Annotated in this window: 13 protein-coding genes; 8 read left to right on the forward strand and 5 right to left on the reverse strand. The window is 63.7% G+C overall.

Going from position 1 to position 17,998, the window contains the following annotated elements:
- The first annotated feature begins 7 nt into the window (after positions 1-7).
- Both IVB05_RS21725 and IVB05_RS21730 read left to right on the forward strand, forming a co-directional pair.
- Positions 8-1,513 carry a class I adenylate-forming enzyme family protein gene (locus IVB05_RS21725; RefSeq protein WP_247777878.1) on the forward strand — a complete coding sequence of 502 codons (1,506 nt, stop codon included), beginning with the start codon at positions 8-10 and terminating at the stop codon, positions 1,511-1,513.
- A gap of 91 nt (positions 1,514-1,604) precedes the next feature.
- A complete protein-coding gene (locus tag IVB05_RS21730) occupies positions 1,605-2,861 on the forward strand; it encodes a GGDEF domain-containing protein (protein ID WP_247777879.1) in 1,257 nt (418 codons plus the stop codon).
- Positions 2,862-3,038: 177 nt separating this feature from the next.
- On the opposite strand, the gene mfd is transcribed toward IVB05_RS21730, so the two are convergent.
- Together mfd and IVB05_RS21740 are read right to left on the reverse strand one after the other, a co-directional pair.
- Positions 3,039-6,557: a transcription-repair coupling factor gene (gene mfd, locus IVB05_RS21735; RefSeq protein ID WP_247777881.1), complete on the reverse strand. Its 3,519-nt coding sequence runs from the start codon at positions 6,555-6,557 to the stop codon at positions 3,039-3,041.
- Complete coding sequence (locus tag IVB05_RS21740; RefSeq protein ID WP_247777883.1) at positions 6,554-6,844, reverse strand: succinate dehydrogenase assembly factor 2; 291 nt, start codon at positions 6,842-6,844, stop codon at positions 6,554-6,556. The genes mfd and IVB05_RS21740 overlap by 4 nt, the downstream gene beginning before the upstream one ends.
- Before the next feature lie 438 nt (positions 6,845-7,282).
- Between IVB05_RS21740 and IVB05_RS21745 the strand changes: the two genes are divergently transcribed.
- The 3 genes from IVB05_RS21745 to recG all read left to right on the forward strand — a co-directional run bounded on the left by IVB05_RS21745 (position 7,283) and on the right by recG (position 11,286).
- Positions 7,283-8,476: an RNA ligase RtcB family protein gene (locus IVB05_RS21745; RefSeq protein WP_247777885.1), complete on the forward strand. Its 1,194-nt coding sequence runs from the start codon at positions 7,283-7,285 to the stop codon at positions 8,474-8,476.
- Complete coding sequence (prfH, locus tag IVB05_RS21750) at positions 8,473-9,096, forward strand: peptide chain release factor H (protein ID WP_247777887.1); 624 nt, start codon at positions 8,473-8,475, stop codon at positions 9,094-9,096. Before IVB05_RS21745 ends, prfH begins: the two co-directional genes overlap by 4 nt.
- A gap of 84 nt (positions 9,097-9,180) precedes the next feature.
- Positions 9,181-11,286 carry an ATP-dependent DNA helicase RecG gene (gene recG, locus IVB05_RS21755; RefSeq protein ID WP_247777889.1) on the forward strand — a complete coding sequence of 702 codons (2,106 nt, stop codon included), beginning with the start codon at positions 9,181-9,183 and terminating at the stop codon, positions 11,284-11,286.
- Here recG and IVB05_RS21760 read toward each other — a convergent pair.
- From IVB05_RS21760 to glmS, 3 genes are all read right to left on the reverse strand, one after another.
- Positions 11,238-12,227, reverse strand: coding sequence for a dihydrodipicolinate synthase family protein (locus IVB05_RS21760; protein WP_256473447.1), 990 nt, complete (start codon positions 12,225-12,227; stop codon positions 11,238-11,240). The genes recG and IVB05_RS21760 overlap by 49 nt on opposite strands.
- A gap of 4 nt (positions 12,228-12,231) precedes the next feature.
- Positions 12,232-13,017 carry a DUF502 domain-containing protein gene (locus tag IVB05_RS21765; RefSeq protein ID WP_247777890.1) on the reverse strand — a complete coding sequence of 262 codons (786 nt, stop codon included), beginning with the start codon at positions 13,015-13,017 and terminating at the stop codon, positions 12,232-12,234.
- 89 nt (positions 13,018-13,106) lie between these two features.
- Positions 13,107-14,933, reverse strand: a complete 1,827-nt coding sequence (gene glmS / locus IVB05_RS21770; protein ID WP_247777892.1) for a glutamine--fructose-6-phosphate transaminase (isomerizing) — start codon at positions 14,931-14,933, stop codon at positions 13,107-13,109.
- A gap of 920 nt (positions 14,934-15,853) precedes the next feature.
- On the opposite strand from glmS, the gene IVB05_RS21775 reads away from it, so the two are divergent.
- The 3 genes from IVB05_RS21775 to IVB05_RS21785 all read left to right on the forward strand — a co-directional run bounded on the left by IVB05_RS21775 (position 15,854) and on the right by IVB05_RS21785 (position 17,345).
- Positions 15,854-16,120, forward strand: coding sequence for a CopG family ribbon-helix-helix protein (locus IVB05_RS21775; protein ID WP_247777893.1), 267 nt, complete (start codon positions 15,854-15,856; stop codon positions 16,118-16,120).
- Complete coding sequence (locus tag IVB05_RS21780) at positions 16,117-16,404, forward strand: type II toxin-antitoxin system RelE/ParE family toxin (RefSeq protein WP_247777894.1); 288 nt, start codon at positions 16,117-16,119, stop codon at positions 16,402-16,404. Before IVB05_RS21775 ends, IVB05_RS21780 begins: the two co-directional genes overlap by 4 nt.
- 731 nt (positions 16,405-17,135) lie before the next feature.
- Positions 17,136-17,345, forward strand: a complete 210-nt coding sequence (locus tag IVB05_RS21785) for a hypothetical protein (RefSeq protein ID WP_247777895.1) — start codon at positions 17,136-17,138, stop codon at positions 17,343-17,345.
- Positions 17,346-17,998 lie beyond the last annotated feature (653 nt).

The raw sequence follows: 17,998 nt of genomic DNA on the forward strand, positions 1-17,998 counted from the left end.
TAACACCGTGACCCAGCCCACCGCTTCGCCCACGCTCGATACGTTGTTCAAACGGAACCTGGCGCGACAGCCGGATGCGCTGGCGCTGGTCGATCCCCTCAACAAGCAGCGCATCACCGGCCAGCCCCCGAAGCGTCTTACCTTCGCGCAGGCCGACCGCATGATCTCGTCGCTGGCCGCGCACTTCATCGAATCCGGCTTGCCGTCCAATTCGGTGATCGCGGTTCAACTGCCCAACACCATCGAATTCGCGCTCACCGTGCTCGCCGCCTTCCGCGCCGGGCTCGTCGTCGCGGTGCTGCCGCTGCTCTGGCGGCAGTCGGAATTGACCATGGCGCTCAACCGCACCGCCGCGCGGGGGATCGTGACCTCGGGCAGGATCGACGGCGTGATCTATTCGGACATCGCCATGAACGCCGCCGCCGAAGCGTTCTCGATCCGCCATGTCTGCGGCTTCGGCAGCGACCTGCCCGATGGCATGGCCTCGCTCGACAATGCGATTTTCCGGGAATCCCTGACCACGCGCGCCGTGATCCAGGACGGCCGCAAGGCGGCGCTGATTTCCTTCGATGTCACCGCGGACGGCTTCCGGCCGGTCCCGCGCGCCCATCTCGGCCTGATTGCCGGCGGCCTTGCGATGTCGCTCGAAAGCGACGTGCCGCAGGGCGCAACTGTCCTGTCGGCCTTCTCGCCGATGTCGTTTGCCGGCCTCGCCTCGTCGCTGGCGATCTGGCTCTTGTCGGGCGGAACGCTGGTGCTGCACCATCCGTTCGACGAAGAGGCGCTGGAACAACAGATCATTGAACAAGCCTGCGACACGCTGATTGCACCTGCCCAACTGGCGCTGAGGCTGGACGAACTGGACCTCGCTGCGCGGATGCCTAGCCTGCGCAATGTCATCGGCCTGTGGCGCACACCGGAACAGGTCGGCTCCAGCGCGTGCTGGACCGCGCAACAAGCGACGCTGACGGATGTCTATCTGTTCGGCGAGGCCGGATTGTTCGGCGCGCGCCGGATCGCGGAGGACGGCTCGCCGGCCCTGATCAAGCCCGGCCTCCACGGCGCGCCGCGCGAATTGCCGGGATCGTCGATCGCCGGCGAGATCCTGCTGACGCCACGTGGCACGTTGGGATTGCGCGGGCCGATGGTGCCGGTCGCGGCCTATGCGCCGCCTCCGCCGCCGAGCGACTCCCTGATCGCCTCGCCGCCGCGCGATTACGTCGATACGGATTACGCGGCACGGCTCGACCGCGTGACCGGCGCGATCAACATCACTGCGCCGCCGTCCGGCGTCATGGCCGTCGGCGGCTACCGCTTCCTGGCGCAGGACCTGCAGGAATGGGCGCGGCGGCTCGGCCAAGGCGCGCTGTTGACCGCATTGCCCGACCGCCTCAGCGGCCACCGGCTCGCCGGCCGCGCGCTCGACAATGCGCGCGCCCGCGACGCGCTGACAGAACTCGGCCTTAACCCGTTGATGGTGGAAGCCTTTCGCGATCGGAACAGCCCGACCTGAAAGCCGCCGGCAGGGGCGGCGTTGACGCCGCATTAAGCGGCGCAAACTAGACTCGCAGGTTCCAGATGCGCGCCTGACCCGAGTTCTAAAAATGTCCCAGCAAGGTCCGATCCTCGTCGTGTCGACTGCGAGACGGCCGTCTTTTGCCGCCACGCTCGATGTCGGCAGGCTGTTTCCGGTGGTCGAGACCGAGTGGGCGGACGCGGTGCGCGCGGTCGAACAGGTCCAACCGGCCGCCGTGCTGGCTGCAACTGCCGACGCCGATGAAGCCGGACTGGCGGAACTGGCAGCGCGGGTTGCGGCACGCCAGCCTTATCTGCCGCTGATCGCGGTCGACCCACGGGTGCCGCATCCAGACAACGTCATTCCCTTCTTTCAGAGTCAAATCTCGCAAACCCAAACCTCGCAATCCCAAGGCGGCTCCGACCGTCTGGTGGCTCGGCTGCGTGCCGCGCTGCGCGTGCGGTCGTTGCATGCGACCGTGATGCGCCGGCTGGTGCCGGCAACGCCGATGGCGCTGTCAGATATCGATCCGGCGCGCGATGCTACCGTGCTGCTGATCGGCCGCGGCGGAGCCTATCCGACGTTGTCGGTCGCGCTTGGCGAGCGCACCGGTGTGGTCGGCGCGCTCTCGATCGAGGCGGCGGCGAAGCATCTCAACGTCAGGGACATCGACGGCATCGTGCTCGGCGAAGGTTTTAGCCCGCGCGTGGTCGACGCCTTCCTCACCGTGCTGACGGAGGACGCCCGTTTCCGCAACCTTCCCGTCGTCGTGACGGTCATCGATCTGGCGCCGGCCTACGATCTGCCGAATCTCGAGGTCGTGTCCGACAACGCCGCCCAAGTGGTTGCGACGGCGCTGCCGCTGATCCGCCAGCATGCCTTCGAAGCCCATCTGAGCCGCACGCTGAAGGCCATCGACGCCGACGGCCTGATCGACGCACGGACCGGCCTGCTCACCCGGGAGGCTTTCGAGCGCGACTTTGCCAGCGCCATCTACCAGACGCAGCAACGCGGCGGCGGGTTGTCGGTCGCACGCTTTTCGTTCGATCCCGAACACCCGCGCGCGCAATTCGACGGCGCGCGGATCATTAGCCGCTTGATGCGGCAAATGGATTTCGGCGCCGCCCAGGAGGACGGTTCGGTTGTCGTAGTCTTCGCCGAAACCGACCTCAAGACGGCGCACACCATCGCGCGGCGGCTGTCGAGCGTGATGCGCCACACCAGCCACGGCACGCGCGACGCGCGCGCGGAGCCGTCGGTGACGGTCGCAACGCTGCTGCCGAACGATTCCGCAAAATCGCTGCGGTCACGCCTGCAAGAAGAGGCGCATCGCGCCGCGTCGTAACCGCCCCTTGCCGGCACCACAACGTTCCCCGGATGCTGCGCAGCGCGCTCGGGATCGCGCTTCGCGCGACTCCGGCGGTGCGCTCCTGTTCCGGGGTCCATCGTTCTACGTTTGGAATGGGTCCCGGCCCTGCGGAGCAGCACTTCGTGCCGCACCGCGTCCGGGACACGAAAGCAATTACGCCGCCTTCTTGCTCTCCGCGAGATTAGCGAGTTGCCGCAGGATCTCGGTCGTGCCCATCAACCGCTCTTCCGGCGTCTTCCATGTCTGCAGGAACACCACCCTCATGTCCGGCCGCACCTTGGCGGCCTGGCCGTGCTGGCGGATGAAGAACACCAGCCGGTCCGGCTGCGCGAACTTGTTCTCTCGGAAGGTGATGACCGCACCCTTCGGTCCGGCATCGACCTTCTCGACATTGGCGCGCCTGCAATAGGCCTTGATGGCCGCAACCTTGAAGAGATAGCGGACCTCGTCCGGCAGCACGCCGAAGCGGTCGCGCATCTCGGCGGCGAAATTGTCGATCTCCTCGTCGGTCTCGAGATCGGCGAGCCGCCGGTACAGCGACAGCCGCACCGCGAGGTCGTTGACGTAGTCCTCGGGGATCAACACCGGCATGCCGATGGTGATTTGCGGCGACCAGCGGTCGGCGACAGGCTCCACCACGCCGGCCTTGAGGTTGAGGATCGCCTCCTCCAGCATCGATTGATAGAGCTCGAAGCCGACTTCCTTGATGTGGCCGGACTGTTCTTCGCCGAGCAGATTGCCGGCGCCGCGGATATCGAGGTCGTGCGAGGCCAGTTGAAAGCCCGCCCCCAGCGTTTCCAGCGACTGCAGCACCTTCAGCCGCCGCTCGGCCTGGGCGGTGATCTTCTGCTGCGCCGGCAGCGTGAACAGCGCATAGGCCCGCAGCTTCGAGCGCCCCACCCGGCCGCGCAGCTGATAGAGCTGCGCCAGCCCGAACATGTCGGCACGGTGCACGATCAGCGTGTTGGCCGTGGGAATGTCGAGACCGGACTCGATAATGGTGGTCGAGAGCAGGATGTCGTATTTGCCGTCGTAGAACGCCGACATGATGTCTTCGATAACGGTCGGCGGCATCTGGCCGTGGGCGACGGCGACCTTCATCTCCGGCACGTTCTTGTCGAGGAAATCCTTGACGCCGGCGAGGTCCTCGATCCGCGGCACGACGTAGAACGCCTGACCGCCGCGGTAGCGTTCGCGCAGCAGCGCCTCGCGGATCATGAGCGGATCGTGCGGCGCCACGAAGGTGCGAACGGCAAGGCGATCGACCGGCGGCGAAGCAATGATCGAGAGATCGCGCACGCCGGTCAGCGCCAGTTGCAGCGTACGCGGGATCGGGGTGGCGCTCAGCGTCAGCACGTGAACCTGCGCGCGCAACTGCTTCAGTCGTTCCTTGTGGCTGACGCCAAAGTGCTGTTCCTCGTCGACGATCAGAAGACCTAGATCCCTGAACTTGATCGCCTTGCCGAGCAGCGCATGGGTGCCGACCACGATGTCGACATTACCATCGGTCAACCCCTTCTTGACCTGCGTCAATTCCTTGGCCGGAATCAGGCGGGAGGCCTGCGCGACATTGACCGGGAAACCTCTGAAGCGTTCGGCAAAATTCTTGCTGTGCTGCCGCGCGAGTAGTGTGGTCGGCACCACGACGGCGACCTGTTTGCCTTCGAGCGCGACCGCAAACGCCGCGCGCAACGCCACCTCGGTCTTGCCGAAGCCGACATCGCCGCAGATCAGCCGGTCCATCGGACGGCCGCTTTCGAGATCCTTCAGCGTGGACGTGATCGCTCCTAGCTGGTCCTCGGTTTCCTCATAGGGGAAGCGCGCGCAGAACTCGTCATAGACATGCGGCTGCACCGGCATCTTTGGCGCTTCGTGCAGGTGCCGCTCCGCCGCGATCTTGATCAATTCGCCGGCAATCTCGCGGATGCGGTTCTTGAGCTTTGCCTTGCGCGCCTGCCAGCCGCCGCCACCCAGCCGGTCCAGTTCGACATTGGCGTGATCGGAGCCGTAGCGTGACAGCAGTTCGATGTTTTCGACCGGCAGGAACAGTTTTGTTTCGGCGGCATAATGCAGTTCGAGGCAGTCATGCGGCGCGCCGCCGACCTCGATGGTCTGCAAGCCCACAAATCGCCCGATGCCGTGCTCGACATGGACCACGAGATCGCCGGTGGAAAGGCTCGTGACCTCGGAGATGAAGTTGTCGAGCTTGCGGCTCGATTTGCGCGGGCGCACCAGGCGGTCGCCGAGGATGTCCTGTTCGCTGATGACGGCGAATTCGTCGGTCTCGAAACCGCTTTCCATGCCGACAACCGCCAGCATGGCCTCGTTGCGCGGCGTCGCCTGCACGGTGCGCCAGGCGTTGACGCTGGTGATGTTGGCGAGCTTGTGATCCCGCAGCATGCTGCCCATGCGGTCGCGGGAGCCTTCGCTCCACAGCGTGATCACTACCTTCTTGCGTTGCGCCTGCAACGCCAGCACGTGCGCCACCACGGCTTCGAACACATTGACCGAACCATCGGCGCGCTCGGGCGTAAAGTTGCGGCCCTGCCGCGCGCCGGCGTCGAACACATCGGCGCTGCCCTCAGGCACAGCAAATGGCGTCAGCCGCGCCACCGCCGCCTCACCGACGCGCGTGGTCCACTCGGTTTCCGTCAGGTAGAGCCGGTCCGGCGGCAACGGCTTGTAGATCGCGCCACCGCCTGGATGTTCCAGCGCCTCGCGCCTTGCCTCGTAATAATCCTGAATCTGCTTGAAGCGCTCGCGGGCGGCGTCTTCGCTTTGCGGCTCGATCGCGACCGGCGCGCCGTCGAGATAGTCGAACAGCGTGTCCATCCGCTCCTGGAACAGCGGCAGCCAATGCTCCATGCCGGGATGGCGGCGGCCCTCGCTGACGGCCTCATAGAGCAGATCGTCGCGCTGCGGCGCGCCGAAGGCCGCGACATAGCCCATGCGAAAGCGGCGGATGGTTTCGGTGACGAGCTGGAATTCCGAGACCGGCACCAGATCGAGCGCGCGCATGTCGAGCAGCGTGCGCTGGGTTTCCGCGTCGAACGTACGGATCGATTCGAGAGAGTCGCCGAAGAAGTCGAACCGCACGGGTTGGTCGAGACCGGCGGGAAACAGGTCGAGGATGCCGCCGCGCACGGCATATTCGCCGGGCTCGCGCACGGTCGAGGAGCGGTTGTAGCCATTGTGCTCCAGCCAGGCCACGATCGAGTCCATCGGCACGACATGGCCGGGCGCCACCGACAGCGCCTGCGCCGCCACCACCTCGCGCGCCGGCACGCGCTGCACGATGGCGTTGACCGTCGTCAGCACGATCAGCGGCTTGTCGCTGCCCTGCAGGCGCGACAACCGCGCCAGCGTGGTCAGGCGCTGCGCCAGGATTCCGCCATGCGGCGACACCCGGTCATAGGGCTGGCAATCCCAGGCCGGAAACTGCATGACCGGCAAATCGGGAGCGAAGAATTCCAGCGCCCGCGCGAGCTGCTGCATCCGCGGGCCGTCGCGGCAGACGACGGCAAGGCTGACCGCCGGCGGTTTTGGTCGTGCCGCCACCGCGCGCGCCAGATCGGATACGACCAGCCCCTCGGCGCCTTCGGCAACGTTGGCAAAGGTCAGCGCACGGCCGGGAATGAGCAGCGCGGCAGGTGATTTGACCGGCGACTTCATGCGTCGTGATCCACAGCGCGAAACGCCTTGATGCGGTCGAACAGCGCGGTCGCATATTCTGGATCGAGCGGCTTGTCGCCGATCACCGCGGCATAGAGATCGGGATCGGGCACCTCGATCAGGCGCTCGAGTTCGGCCAGTTCGTCATCGCGCATGCCCGATATCTCGGCATCCGCAAAACGGCCGAGGATGAGATCCATCTCGCGGGTACCGCGATGCCAGCAGCGGAACAAAAGCCGCTTGCGGCGGTCGTCGAGGCCACCGCTTGATCGTGTCGTACCCGTCATTGTCCCATTCCATTTCGAACGCCAAAAGCCCGGACGTGCCGGGCGGGGTTGATATAGCCCTCGCACCGGGGAATGTCAGTAGCGTTTCGCCCACAGAACCTCGCGAAAGTAGCGTATGTTGCTCGCACAGCAGTCGTTGCGCGCACAACCCCTGCGTGGATTGCTTCCGCCTTCGCTCGTTGAGCTTCTGCGGACAAGTCGTCGCTCGTGACGGGACTTGCGGATTTTCCATTTCGCCGTTATGTGTCTCGCGCGATCGGTGGCCGATTTTGGCACGATCATCACGGAGAAGGCTCGATGACGTTGTCTCGCCGCCCCGTCGAGGGCATCGCCTAAGGGCGCGTGCGTTAGCCGCGCCGCTTGGGAATTCGCGCGCTTAAGTCAGCGATATCTGCGTTGCGCGCGCCGACGATTCCAAGATCTCCTGAAAGTTTTTCAATGGGCACTTCTCCCAAGGTGGACGGCTGCGCGCCGATCCACGTCTTCGCCTCGTCCAAATCCTGGATCGAGGGTAACGCCACGCTTCAACTCCAACAGGTCGCCGGATTGCCCGGCGTGCGAGCGGTCGCGGCCATGCCGGATCTTCATCCCGGCAAATATGGCCCGGTCGGCTGCGCCGTTCTGGCTGATCGCATTCACCCGCAACTGGTCGGCTCCGACATCGGCTGCGGCATGGGCCTGTTTGAGCTCGATATCGCGGCGCGCAAGCTGCGGCTCGACCAATTGGCCGACCGGTTGCACGCGCTCGATCAGCCGTGGGATGGCGACATCGACGGCGTCCTGACGGGCGCCGGCCTGCACACCACCACCTTTGATGCCTCGCTTGGCAGCATCGGCGGCGGCAATCACTTCTGCGAACTTCAGGCCATCGAGGAAATCCTTGAGCCTGAGATTGCCGCGCAGGCGGGGCTCGACAGCGACCTTGCGTATGTCCTGGTCCATTCCGGTTCGCGGGGCCTCGGCTTCTCGATACTGGAGCGCATCCTGCTAAAGGGGCAGGCAACGCTTGATCCCGCGAGCGATGAAGGCGGAGCCTACATGGACGTGCACGATCACGCCGTGCAGTGGGCCAAACTCAATCGTCGCATCATCGCGGAACGGGCCGCAGCGGCGGCGCGTGCGGACCTGCGTCCCGTCAACGATCTCGCGCACAACATGGTCGAGCGTGCGCACAGCGCAGACGGCGACGTCATGGCGCTGCACCGGAAGGGTGCGGCGGCGTCCGATCGCGGGCTGGTGCCGGTGCCGGGCTCGCGCGGGACGCTGTCGTATCTGGTGGAGCCGCTTCCGGCGATGCGAACGGAGGCGCTCGCCTCGCTCGCGCATGGTGCGGGCCGCAAATACGACCGCGGCTCCATGCACGGCCGCGTCCGGGTCAAGAAATCCGACGTGGCGCGGCTGGAACGCAATCCCTATGGCGGCATCGTGGTCTGCGGGGATCGTGGCCTGCTCGCGGAAGAGGCGCCGGAGGCCTACAAGAACATTGAACGCGTCATCGCCGACCTGGTCGAGTTCGGCCTGGCGCGTGTGGTGGCGACGTTCCGGCCGCTGGTGACGTTCAAGAAGGCGCAGTCGAATGCCGCAGCCGGCGGCGCCAAACGGGAGAAATCCTGGAAGGAGGATCGCCGATGATCCGACTTCTCTTCACCAGCGGGCGCGGTCCGGCGGAGTGCCGGATCGCGGTCCGGAAGGCTGTTGCGGCTCTTACTGCTGAGGCTGCGTCGCTCGGACTCGAGACCGATTGCCTGGAAGGGCCGAATACGGACGAGCATGGCCCGGCTTCGGCGATCGTCGTCATTCACGGCGATGCCGCGGCGGCATTCGCGCGGCCGTGGATCGGTGCGATCCAATGGGTGGCGCAAAGCCCGCTCCGGCCACATCACAAGCGGAAGAACTGGTTTATCGGCGTGTTCGAGCTACCGGCGCTGCCTGATGCACCGAAAGCGCTGGCGATCCACGATGTTCGCTTTGAAGCCTTCCGGGCCGGCGGCCCCGGCGGCCAGCATCAGAACAAGACCGAGAGCGCCGTCCGCGCCACCCACATCGCAAGCGGTCTCTCTGTGGTGGCGCGCGAGGAGCGCTCGCAGCACCGAAACAAGGCGCTGGCCTTGGAGCGAATTGCGGCGCTGCTCAAGTTGCAGGGCGAACTGGAAGCGATCACCGCGCGGAACGATGCGCACGCGGTGCATGACCGCCTCGAGCGCGGGCGCCCGGTGAAGCGGTTCAAGGGCGATGCCTTCCGGGCGTCGTAATCGTTGAACCCTGGTCGGAAAAAAGCCGTGGACGTCTCGCCCAAACCCGCGCATGACGGCACGAAACGGTCTTAGGTTTCCTTGATGCGACCCACCCTGCTCAATCCGCTGTTTGCACCGGTCACGACCCTTCCCGGCGTCGGGCCGAAGCAGGACAAGCTGTTGCGCTATCTGCTGTCGCGCGATGAGACGCCGCGGCTGGTCGATCTGCTGCTGCATTTGCCGGCCAGCGTGATCGACCGCCGGGCACAGCCGAAGATCCGCGAGGCGGTGCAGGGAACCGTGGTGACGCTGGAGGTCACCGTGGACCGCCACCGGCCGCCGCCGCGCAATTCCCGCGCGCCCTACCTCGTCTATGCCTCAGACGATACCGGCGACGTGGTGCTGACATTCTTCCGCGCCAAGCCCGGCTATGTCGAAAAACTGCTGCCGGTCGGCGAGAAGCGCTACGTGTCCGGCACGCTGCAGATGTATGACGGCATTCCGCAGATCGTGCATCCCGATAGAGTCGTAGACGAAGCGGCGTTCTCAAAACTGACCGGCATCGATCCGGTCTATCCCCTCACCGAAGGTCTCGCGCTCGGTTCGCTGCGCCGCGCGATCGCGCAGGCGCTGCAAAAGCTGCCGGAATTGCCCGAGTGGATCAGCCCGGAAGTCATTCGCCGCTGCAGCTTTCCGCCGATCAGCCAAGCGCTGAACCGCGTGCATGTGCCGCTCGAACTCACCGACATTTTGCCCGACGGCCCGTTCTGGTCGCGGCTTGCGTTTGACGAACTGCTGGCCGGCCAACTGGCGCTGGCGCTGGTGCGTGCGCAGTTGCGGCGCCCGGCCGGCGACCGCAACGCCGGCGACGGCAATCTGCGCCACAGGATCATCGACGCCCTGCCCTATGCGCTGACGTCCTCGCAGCGCGAGGCGATGGCCGCCATCGCCGAGGATCTGCGCCAGCCGGTGCGGATGCTGCGGCTGCTGCAGGGCGACGTCGGCTCCGGCAAGACGGTCGTAGCGCTGCTCGCCGCGGCTGCGGTCACGGAGGTCGGCAAGCAGGCCGCGCTGATGGCGCCGACTGAAATCCTCGCCCGCCAGCATATCAAGACCATCACGCCGCTGGCCGAACGCGCCGGGCTTCGGGTGGCGATCCTGACCGGCCGCGAGAAGGGCAAGGAGCGCCGCGAAATCTTAGGCCAGCTGGAGGCCGGCGAAATCGATTTTCTGGTCGGAACGCACGCGCTGATCCAGGACGATGTGATCTTCAAGTCGCTCGCGCTCGCCGTGGTCGACGAACAACATCGCTTTGGCGTGCGCGAACGGCTCGCGCTCACCAACAAGGGCGAAGCGGTCGACGTGCTGGTCCTGAGCGCAACGCCGATCCCGCGCACGCTGGTGCTCACTTATTTCGGCGACATGGACGTCTCCGAACTGCGCGAGAAGCCGGCCGGCCGCCAGCCGATCGAAACCCGCAATATATCGATGAGCCGCCTCGACGAGGTGACCGATGGCGTCGGCCGCGCGCTGCAGGCCGGCAAGCTGGTCTACTGGATCTGCCCGCTGGTGGAGGAATCGGAAGCCGAAGGTACCGAGCACCTCACCAACGCGACGGAGCGGTTTGAAAAGTTGCGGCAGCGCTTCGGCGACAAGGTTGGTCTCGTCCACGGGCAGATGAAGGGCACGGAGAAAGATCGCGTGATGGCGCAATTCGCCGCCCACGAGATCGGGCTGCTGGTGGCGACCACGGTGGTCGAGGTCGGCGTCGACGTCCCCGCCGCGACCATCATGGTGATCGAGAACGCCGAGCGTTTCGGGCTTGCGCAATTGCACCAGTTGCGCGGCCGGATCGGGCGCGGCTCGGAGGCGTCTACCTGCCTGCTGCTCTACAAGGAGCCGCTCGGCGAAATGTCGAAGGCGCGGCTGAAGGTGATCCGCGAGACCACCGACGGTTTTCGGATTGCCGAAGAGGACCTCAAGCTGCGCGGCGAAGGCGACGTGCTCGGCATCCGCCAGAGCGGCCTGCCCGGCTATCGCATCGCCCGCTCCGACGTGCACGCCCAACTGATCACGCAGGCCCGCGACGAGGCGCTACGGATCATGAAGGACAATCCAAAACTCAAGGGCGAGCGCGGCGAAGCGCTGCGTTGCCTGCTTTACCTGTACGAACGCGACGAGGCCGTGCCGCTGATCGGTGCGGGATAGCGCGCTCCGGCGGCGGCGATGCGAAGCCGGTAGTGCTCGGTGCCCTCGACGATCTTGTCGATCAACGCCTCCAGCGCCCAGAATTTTTCGTGGATATCGAAGGTGACGGCACGGCTGTCGGTGCACGCGAACGTCCCGAGGCGCTGGTGGTAGAGCTTTGCGAGTTTTGGATAGCCCATCGGCTCGGCCATCGCCGATAGCGCGAGGTAGACGGAAAGTTCGTCCGCCAGCGCCGGATGGGCGGCCGCCTCGGTCATCAGCCACTGGTAGAGATCGGGATGAAAGTTCGTGAACACGCCGGTAAAGCCGCGCGAACCGGCTTTCATCGCCTCATAGGCAATCGCCGCGTTGGCGTTGACGATCGCAAGCGGCGTGCCCCTGGTCAGCGCCACGCGACGTTTGACCGTTTCGAGATCGCAGGAGACGTCCTTGAGGATGACGAACCGGCCGGTACCCGCGCAGAAGGTCAGTTCATCATCGGTCAGCAGCCGGCGATAGGGCGCCGGGCACTCGTAGAGGCCGAGGGGAATTTGCTTCGGCAGCCGCTCGAGGAGCCAAGTCAGATCGTCGATGAACTTGCCGCCGCCTTCCCGCCTGGCGTCGAGACGATTGGTGACGAGCACCATGCCGTCAACCCCGGTGGCGGCAATCGCGGCCAATTCGGCAAGCTGGTCCTCCAGGCTTTCGCTGATGTGACCGGAAGCGATCACCGGCACGCGGCCCGCTGCGGCTTGTCTGACGAAGGCGGCGAGTTCAACCCGTTCTTCCAGGTTGAGATACTGCATCTCGCTGGACTGGCAGACCGCGAACAGCGCGTCCGAACCGTTGGCGATGTACCATTCCACCAGCCGGCCGAGGCCCGGATAGTCGATCTGGCCGTTTTCGGTAAACGGCGTGATCATCACGGGAATGATGCCTTTGATTTTTTTGGTGCGGCGCAGGTCCCTACTCCACCTTCACCTTTGCCGGAGCCGGCTGCAGCGCGGCGGCCGAATTGGCCACACGCGCCGCGTTCGCCATGCCGGCCAGCGCGCCATTGCGTTTCTGTTGATCGGAGCCGGGCTGCACCACGCCGGCCGACATGATCAGGGTCGCGGCGTCTTCGGTGCTCATGTCGACTTCGATGATCTTGCTCTTCGGCACGTAGAAGAAGAAACCCGTGGTCGGGTTCGGCGCGCAGGGCAGGAACACCGAAATATGCTCCTCCTGGCCGGGAAGCTGGCTGGCGATGTTCGCGCTCGGCGACTGCGAGATCAAGACGATCGACCACATACCCGGCGAGGGAAATTCGACCAGGCCGACCTTGCGAAAGCTCGATCCCTTGCCCGAGAACAGCGTCTCGAACACCTGCTTGAGGCCGCGGTAGATCGCGCGCACCACCGGCATGCGGCCGAGCAGGCGCTCGCCGAGATCGACCAGCGTCCGCCCGATCAGGTTGGCGGTGAGGAACCCGAGCAGCGTCAGCGCGATCACGGCGACAATCAGCCCCGACCCGGGCAGGCCGAACGGCAGATAGGTTTCGGGACGGTAGACCGTCGGCACGAACGGGCGGACGATGCTGTCCACCCAGTTCACGAACCACCAGGTCAAATAGAGCGTGATCGCGACCGGCCCTGCGACAATCAGTCCGGTCAGAAAATAGTTCCGGAAACGGGCCATTAGCCCGGCATGGTGCGCGTCCGGCAGGGGTTCCTCCGGGGACGCGGTCGGGGGCAGTTCTTCGCGGTTCATTCGGGTTCCAGGTCGGAGCAGCCGGCTTGATCCAGCTAAGCCATCCTAGCAGGTTTTTGAAGGGCCAACGTGACAGCCGATGGTCTTGACTATTCGACCGTTACCGATTTGGCGAGATTTCGCGGCTGATCGACGTCGGTCCCCATCACCACGGCGGTATGATAGGCCAGCAGCTGCACCGGGACGGCGTAGACCATCGGGGTGAACGCCGCCGCCATGTCGGGCAGCACAATCGTTACCAGGGATTCGATGGTGGCTTCCGCCGCCCCCTTGGCGTCGGTCATCAGGATGATCTTGCCGCCGCGGGCCGCGACTTCCTGCATGTTGGAGACGGTCTTCTCGAACACTCGATCGAACGGCGCGATCACCACGACCGGCATGTTCTCGTCGATCAGCGCGATCGGCCCGTGCTTGAGTTCGCCGGCGGCATAGCCCTCGGCGTGAATGTAGGAAATTTCCTTCAGCTTCAGCGCGCCTTCCAGCGCCAAGGGATAGCTGGTGCCGCGGCCGAGATAGAGCACGTCCTTTGATTTCGAGATGTCGCGCGCCAGCTTTTCGATCTGCGGCTCGATAGTCAGCGCCGCCGCCATCAGGCGCGGAATCTCGACGAGGCCGTGGACGAGCTTTGCTTCGTCCTCATCCGACAATTCGCCGCGCGCCTTGCCGGCGGCGACCGCGAGCGAGGCCAGCACCATCAACTGGCAGGTAAACGCCTTGGTCGAGGCGACGCCGATTTCGGGACCGGCCAGCGTCTGCAGCACGGTTTCGCTTTCGCGCGCAATCGTCGAGGTCGGCACGTTCACGACAGATACGGTGTGGACGCCCTCGGCCTTGGCGTAGCGCAGCGCGGCCAGCGTATCGGCGGTCTCGCCGGACTGCGAAATGAAGATCGCGAGATCGCCCTTGCGCAACGGGGTCTCGCGGTAGCGGAATTCGGAGGCGACATCGACTTCGACCGGCACGCGCGCCAACCGCTCGAACCAGTATTTGGCGACGGCGCCGGCATAGCTCGCGGTGCCGCAGGCCGTGATTGAAATGCGCTGGATGTCCTTGAAGTCGAACGGCAGCTTGACCGGCAGCATCACGCGCTCGCTCGCCATGTCGACGTAGCGTGCCAGCGTGTGACCTACCACTTCCGGCTGCTCGTGGATTTCCTTGGCCATGAAGTGGCGGTAGTTCGCCTTGTCGACCAGCGAGGTCGAGGCACTGTGCTTGACCGCGTCGCGGCGAACGATCGCGTTGTTCTTGTCGTAGATAACGGCGCCCTTGCGCGTCAGCACCACCCAGTCGCCGTCTTCGAGATAGCTGATCGTATCGGTGAACGGCCCGAGCGCGATTGCATCCGATCCCAGATACATTTCGCCGTCGCCATGACCTATCGCCAGCGGCGGCCCGTTGCGGGCGCCGATCATCAGATCGTCGTCGCCGGCGAAGATGAAGCCGAGCGCGAACGCACCGCGCAATTCCGACAGCGCCGCCCTCACCGCCTCGACCGGCTTGATGCCCTGCTGCAGCAGGCTGTCGACCAGGTGCAGAACGATCTCGGTATCGGTTTCGGTCTTGAAAACCGTTCCCTTTTTCTCGAGCGCCTCGCGCAGCTCGCGGAAATTCTCGATGATGCCGTTGTGAACCACGGCGACGCGATCGGTCGCATGCGGATGCGCGTTGTTCTCGGTCGGCTTGCCGTGGGTCGCCCAGCGGGTATGCCCGATTCCGGTGTGGCCCTTGAGCGGTTCGGCATCCAGCCGCTTTTCGAGGTTCTTCAGCTTGCCCTCGGCGCGGCGGCGCGTGAGGTGACCGCCTTCCAGCGTGGCAACGCCTGCGGAATCATAGCCGCGATATTCAAGGCGCTTGAGTGAATCCACCAACAGCTCCGCGACCGGAGCTTTCCCTAGAATGCCGACAATGCCGCACATGCGGTTCAATATCCCCAAATCGACGAATACCGTCGCAACCCGCTAGTCTCTTAACGAAATTCGCACTCCGACAGATACTCAATAATTATTGCGGATTGAGACAGTCTTAAGCGGAAAGCTTAATGGGTAGCCAAACCGGGTATTAACCTGTCACAGCCGCGAGGCGTGCGGAATATGAGTCCGCGATCTCGCGGCATGATCTGCCCGAGGCTTGGCTTGTTCCTCCCCGAAAGAGAGGGAGCAGGGAATGCCGGATGCGCGCTGCACCCGCGGTCTCGCGTGCAATGGGTAGAAGGAAGCGCACACGAGCATCAGGTTCAGCGGAGGCAATCCGGCATTCCCTGCGCAATGGCTTTACGGCTTACTTCGCGCTCTTCCCGGCGACGAATTCCTTTTTGTCACCGTCACCAGCGGATTGAGACTTGTCCAAGCCCGGTCGGGCCGACGCGTCTCCGCTGGCTTGACATCAGCAACGGATGCCAGAACCACACGACTTCGCCGTACGCAGCGCCCCCACCCTCACTCCGATCGGCGAGATGCCAACCGAAGCTGACGAAGGCCTTGAAACGCCGATCGTCTGCGCAAACGTAAGATCACTCACGGGAGAACCCGCCCTGTGACCACGATCGCGCCCGACGCCGCTGCGTCCACCGCATCCAACCCCGCGTCCGTGACGATCGCGATACGCCCCTCTTGCCGGGGTGGACGGCCGGAGTGATAGCGGTGATTTGGCCTGCGGCGGAAGCGGTTTATTTTTTCGAACGAGGCTGGACCGCTAGCATCAGGTTGATCTGGTTCAACAAATTAGCTTGAGCGCGCAGGAGGAAAGGCAATTGAATGCACACCGTAATTATACCGTCAAGATTGTGCATCTCTGACGCTAGTATTATATTGTACACAATCACCTACCGAGGTCCCTCATGAAGTCGACAACCTTTACGGTGCGCGTCGATACGGGCGTGAAGAAACGGCTGGAGCGATTGGCCAAGAGTACCGGTCGCAGTCGTTCCTTTCTCGCTGCCGAGGCCATCAACGAATATCTCGAATTCAATGAATGGCAGGTGGCCGGTATCAAGCGCGCCATCGCCTCGCTCGATCGCGGCGAGGGGATTCCGCATGACCAGGTTAAGGATTGGGTCGCTTCCTGGGGAAGCGCGAACGAGAGACCGGCGCCCAAGAGGTCATGAACCCAATCTGGTCGCCAGAGGCGATTGCCGACCTCGCGGCGTTGCGGGCTTACATCGCGCAGGACGATCCCGCAGCAGCGCAACGTGTTGCGCTCCATATCGTACGCAATGTCGAGACGTTACTTCCCAATAGCCCCGAAATGGGGCGGCCCGGTCGAGTTCCGGGGACGCGCGAGTTCGTGATCCCGAGGACGCCATACATCGTGCCGTACCGTCTGGTCGGCAACACAATCCAAGTCCTGCGGGTCTTCCACAGTGCACGCCGGTGGCCTGAGGCGTTTTGAGACGTGTCAGCGCAATTGCAACTCCCCCAAGTGAGAAGCATGAGTACGAAGACGGTCATTGCGCAGTTGAACCAGTTAATCGCGCCGCTTGGCTTTGTTCGGCGGAAAACAACATGGAATCGCGAGAGCGGCTCGCTTGTTGATGTCATAGACATTCAGGTTAGTAAGGCCGGCGATGCCGTAACAGCCAGCGTTGGGATATTGGATCGAGGCATTCACGAGATATTTTGGGGGGATTGCTCGCCAGAGTTGGTCGAGGAGCCACATTGCACGGTGCGCGCTAGAATTGGCGACCTAGTGGAGGGGAAAGACATTTGGTGGCAGTTGAACGATAGCCGATGCGCCGCGGATCTTGTGGCTAAAATATCATCGCACGGGCTCCCTTTCCTAGAAAGGACCCATACAGCCGAAGCTATCGAGCGTCACTTGGCAGACGTTCGGGTGACGAAGCGAAAATATCCGCCCGATATCATTAATCTCGCGATCCTTAGATTTGGTCGAGGGGATAAGATCGGCGCTTGCACTCTCCTAACCAAGTTGCAGAAGAGTAACATCGGTGCTTGGCGTGCCAGAGTTGGCGAGATAATTGAACGACTCGGCTGCTTGTAGCCAGTCAATGGCCAGCGCACAACTTGGTCTTCTCCTGTTCCTATAGGGGCAAGGCCTTCACTTCGAGATTCCTGGTAGTTACGGTGACACTGTCGCCGTAATTGCGGTTATAGATCGGCCTAATGCTTCAGCAGTTCGTGCTGCGTGGTTGTCTCACTGCCGCCTACCGGACTAGCGCCGACAGCATTCTTGGCATCGCAAAGCGCTTCTGGGACCTCATGCCTGTCGGGCGAGATCAGAAGCTGTTTCCGCATCTCGGCGAGGCGGGCACGGCAGTATTCGCGGTACAGGAGATCGAATATGGCGGGCATGATCTAACCTCGTTTGTTTGATCTGCACCAATTCCAATTCCAATTCCAAGCTATCATTTTTCTTGGGGCCCAAGGTGTGAACTAGATCACAGTCTGTCCCTCTTGAGCTTTCTCCGCGCCAGTGATGAACCGTGGCAGAAACTGAATTTCCGGTGCTGCCCCCGTAATTCCCAAAAAGTTCTGTCGTCTCAAAAGTTCCGATCCAAGGAAAGCTGAACAGCCGTTAATGGAACCGGAACGAAAGTCCTCATCGCGGAATTGTCGATGCGAGACCGTCGCCCGCCGTCAATGAACGGCGCATGTCGCGGATAGCCAAAGGTCTTTGGACCCGCTGTTCAAGAACAAGCGCACGCGCAAGATAGCCAAAGGCGACGGTCTCCGTCTGATCGGCAAGCAGGAAGAAGGCCCTCGATATTACTGTCGGGCGTCGGTGGGCCGTGCGCGCTGGAGAACTGTTATGCGAAACACTGTTGAGCGAAACACTGTTGAGATTGACTCCCGACACAGTCGCGCGATCGTTCAAAAGATTGGCGAAAGACTACGAGCGTCGATAAAGGAAGATCGAGAGATACCCGCGAACTTCAAAATGCAAATCGATCGACTTCGGGAGTTAAAAGACAAGACGCAGCTCAGAGGTTAAGTCAGTCCCGTTCGGGTCGGCTCCTCTCTCACCA

Source organism: Bradyrhizobium sp. 170 (genome assembly GCF_023101085.1).
Classification (GTDB): Bacteria; Pseudomonadota; Alphaproteobacteria; order Rhizobiales; family Xanthobacteraceae; genus Bradyrhizobium.

Excerpts from the sequence above, each read along its gene's own strand:
- IVB05_RS21730 (WP_247777879.1), top strand. The coding sequence starts at position 1,605 with ATGTCCCAGCAAGGTCCGATCCTCGTCGTGTCGACTGCGAGACGGCCG.
- mfd (WP_247777881.1), bottom strand. The coding sequence starts at position 6,557 with ATGAAGTCGCCGGTCAAATCACCTGCCGCGCTGCTCATTCCCGGCCGT.
- IVB05_RS21740 (WP_247777883.1), bottom strand. The coding sequence starts at position 6,844 with ATGACGGGTACGACACGATCAAGCGGTGGCCTCGACGACCGCCGCAAG.
- IVB05_RS21745 (WP_247777885.1), top strand. The coding sequence starts at position 7,283 with ATGGGCACTTCTCCCAAGGTGGACGGCTGCGCGCCGATCCACGTCTTC.
- prfH (WP_247777887.1), top strand. The coding sequence starts at position 8,473 with ATGATCCGACTTCTCTTCACCAGCGGGCGCGGTCCGGCGGAGTGCCGG.
- recG (WP_247777889.1), top strand. The coding sequence starts at position 9,181 with ATGCGACCCACCCTGCTCAATCCGCTGTTTGCACCGGTCACGACCCTT.
- IVB05_RS21765 (WP_247777890.1), bottom strand. The coding sequence starts at position 13,017 with ATGAACCGCGAAGAACTGCCCCCGACCGCGTCCCCGGAGGAACCCCTG.
- glmS (WP_247777892.1), bottom strand. The coding sequence starts at position 14,933 with ATGTGCGGCATTGTCGGCATTCTAGGGAAAGCTCCGGTCGCGGAGCTG.
- IVB05_RS21775 (WP_247777893.1), top strand. The coding sequence starts at position 15,854 with ATGAAGTCGACAACCTTTACGGTGCGCGTCGATACGGGCGTGAAGAAA.
- IVB05_RS21780 (WP_247777894.1), top strand. The coding sequence starts at position 16,117 with ATGAACCCAATCTGGTCGCCAGAGGCGATTGCCGACCTCGCGGCGTTG.
- IVB05_RS21785 (WP_247777895.1), top strand. The coding sequence starts at position 17,136 with ATGCTTCAGCAGTTCGTGCTGCGTGGTTGTCTCACTGCCGCCTACCGG.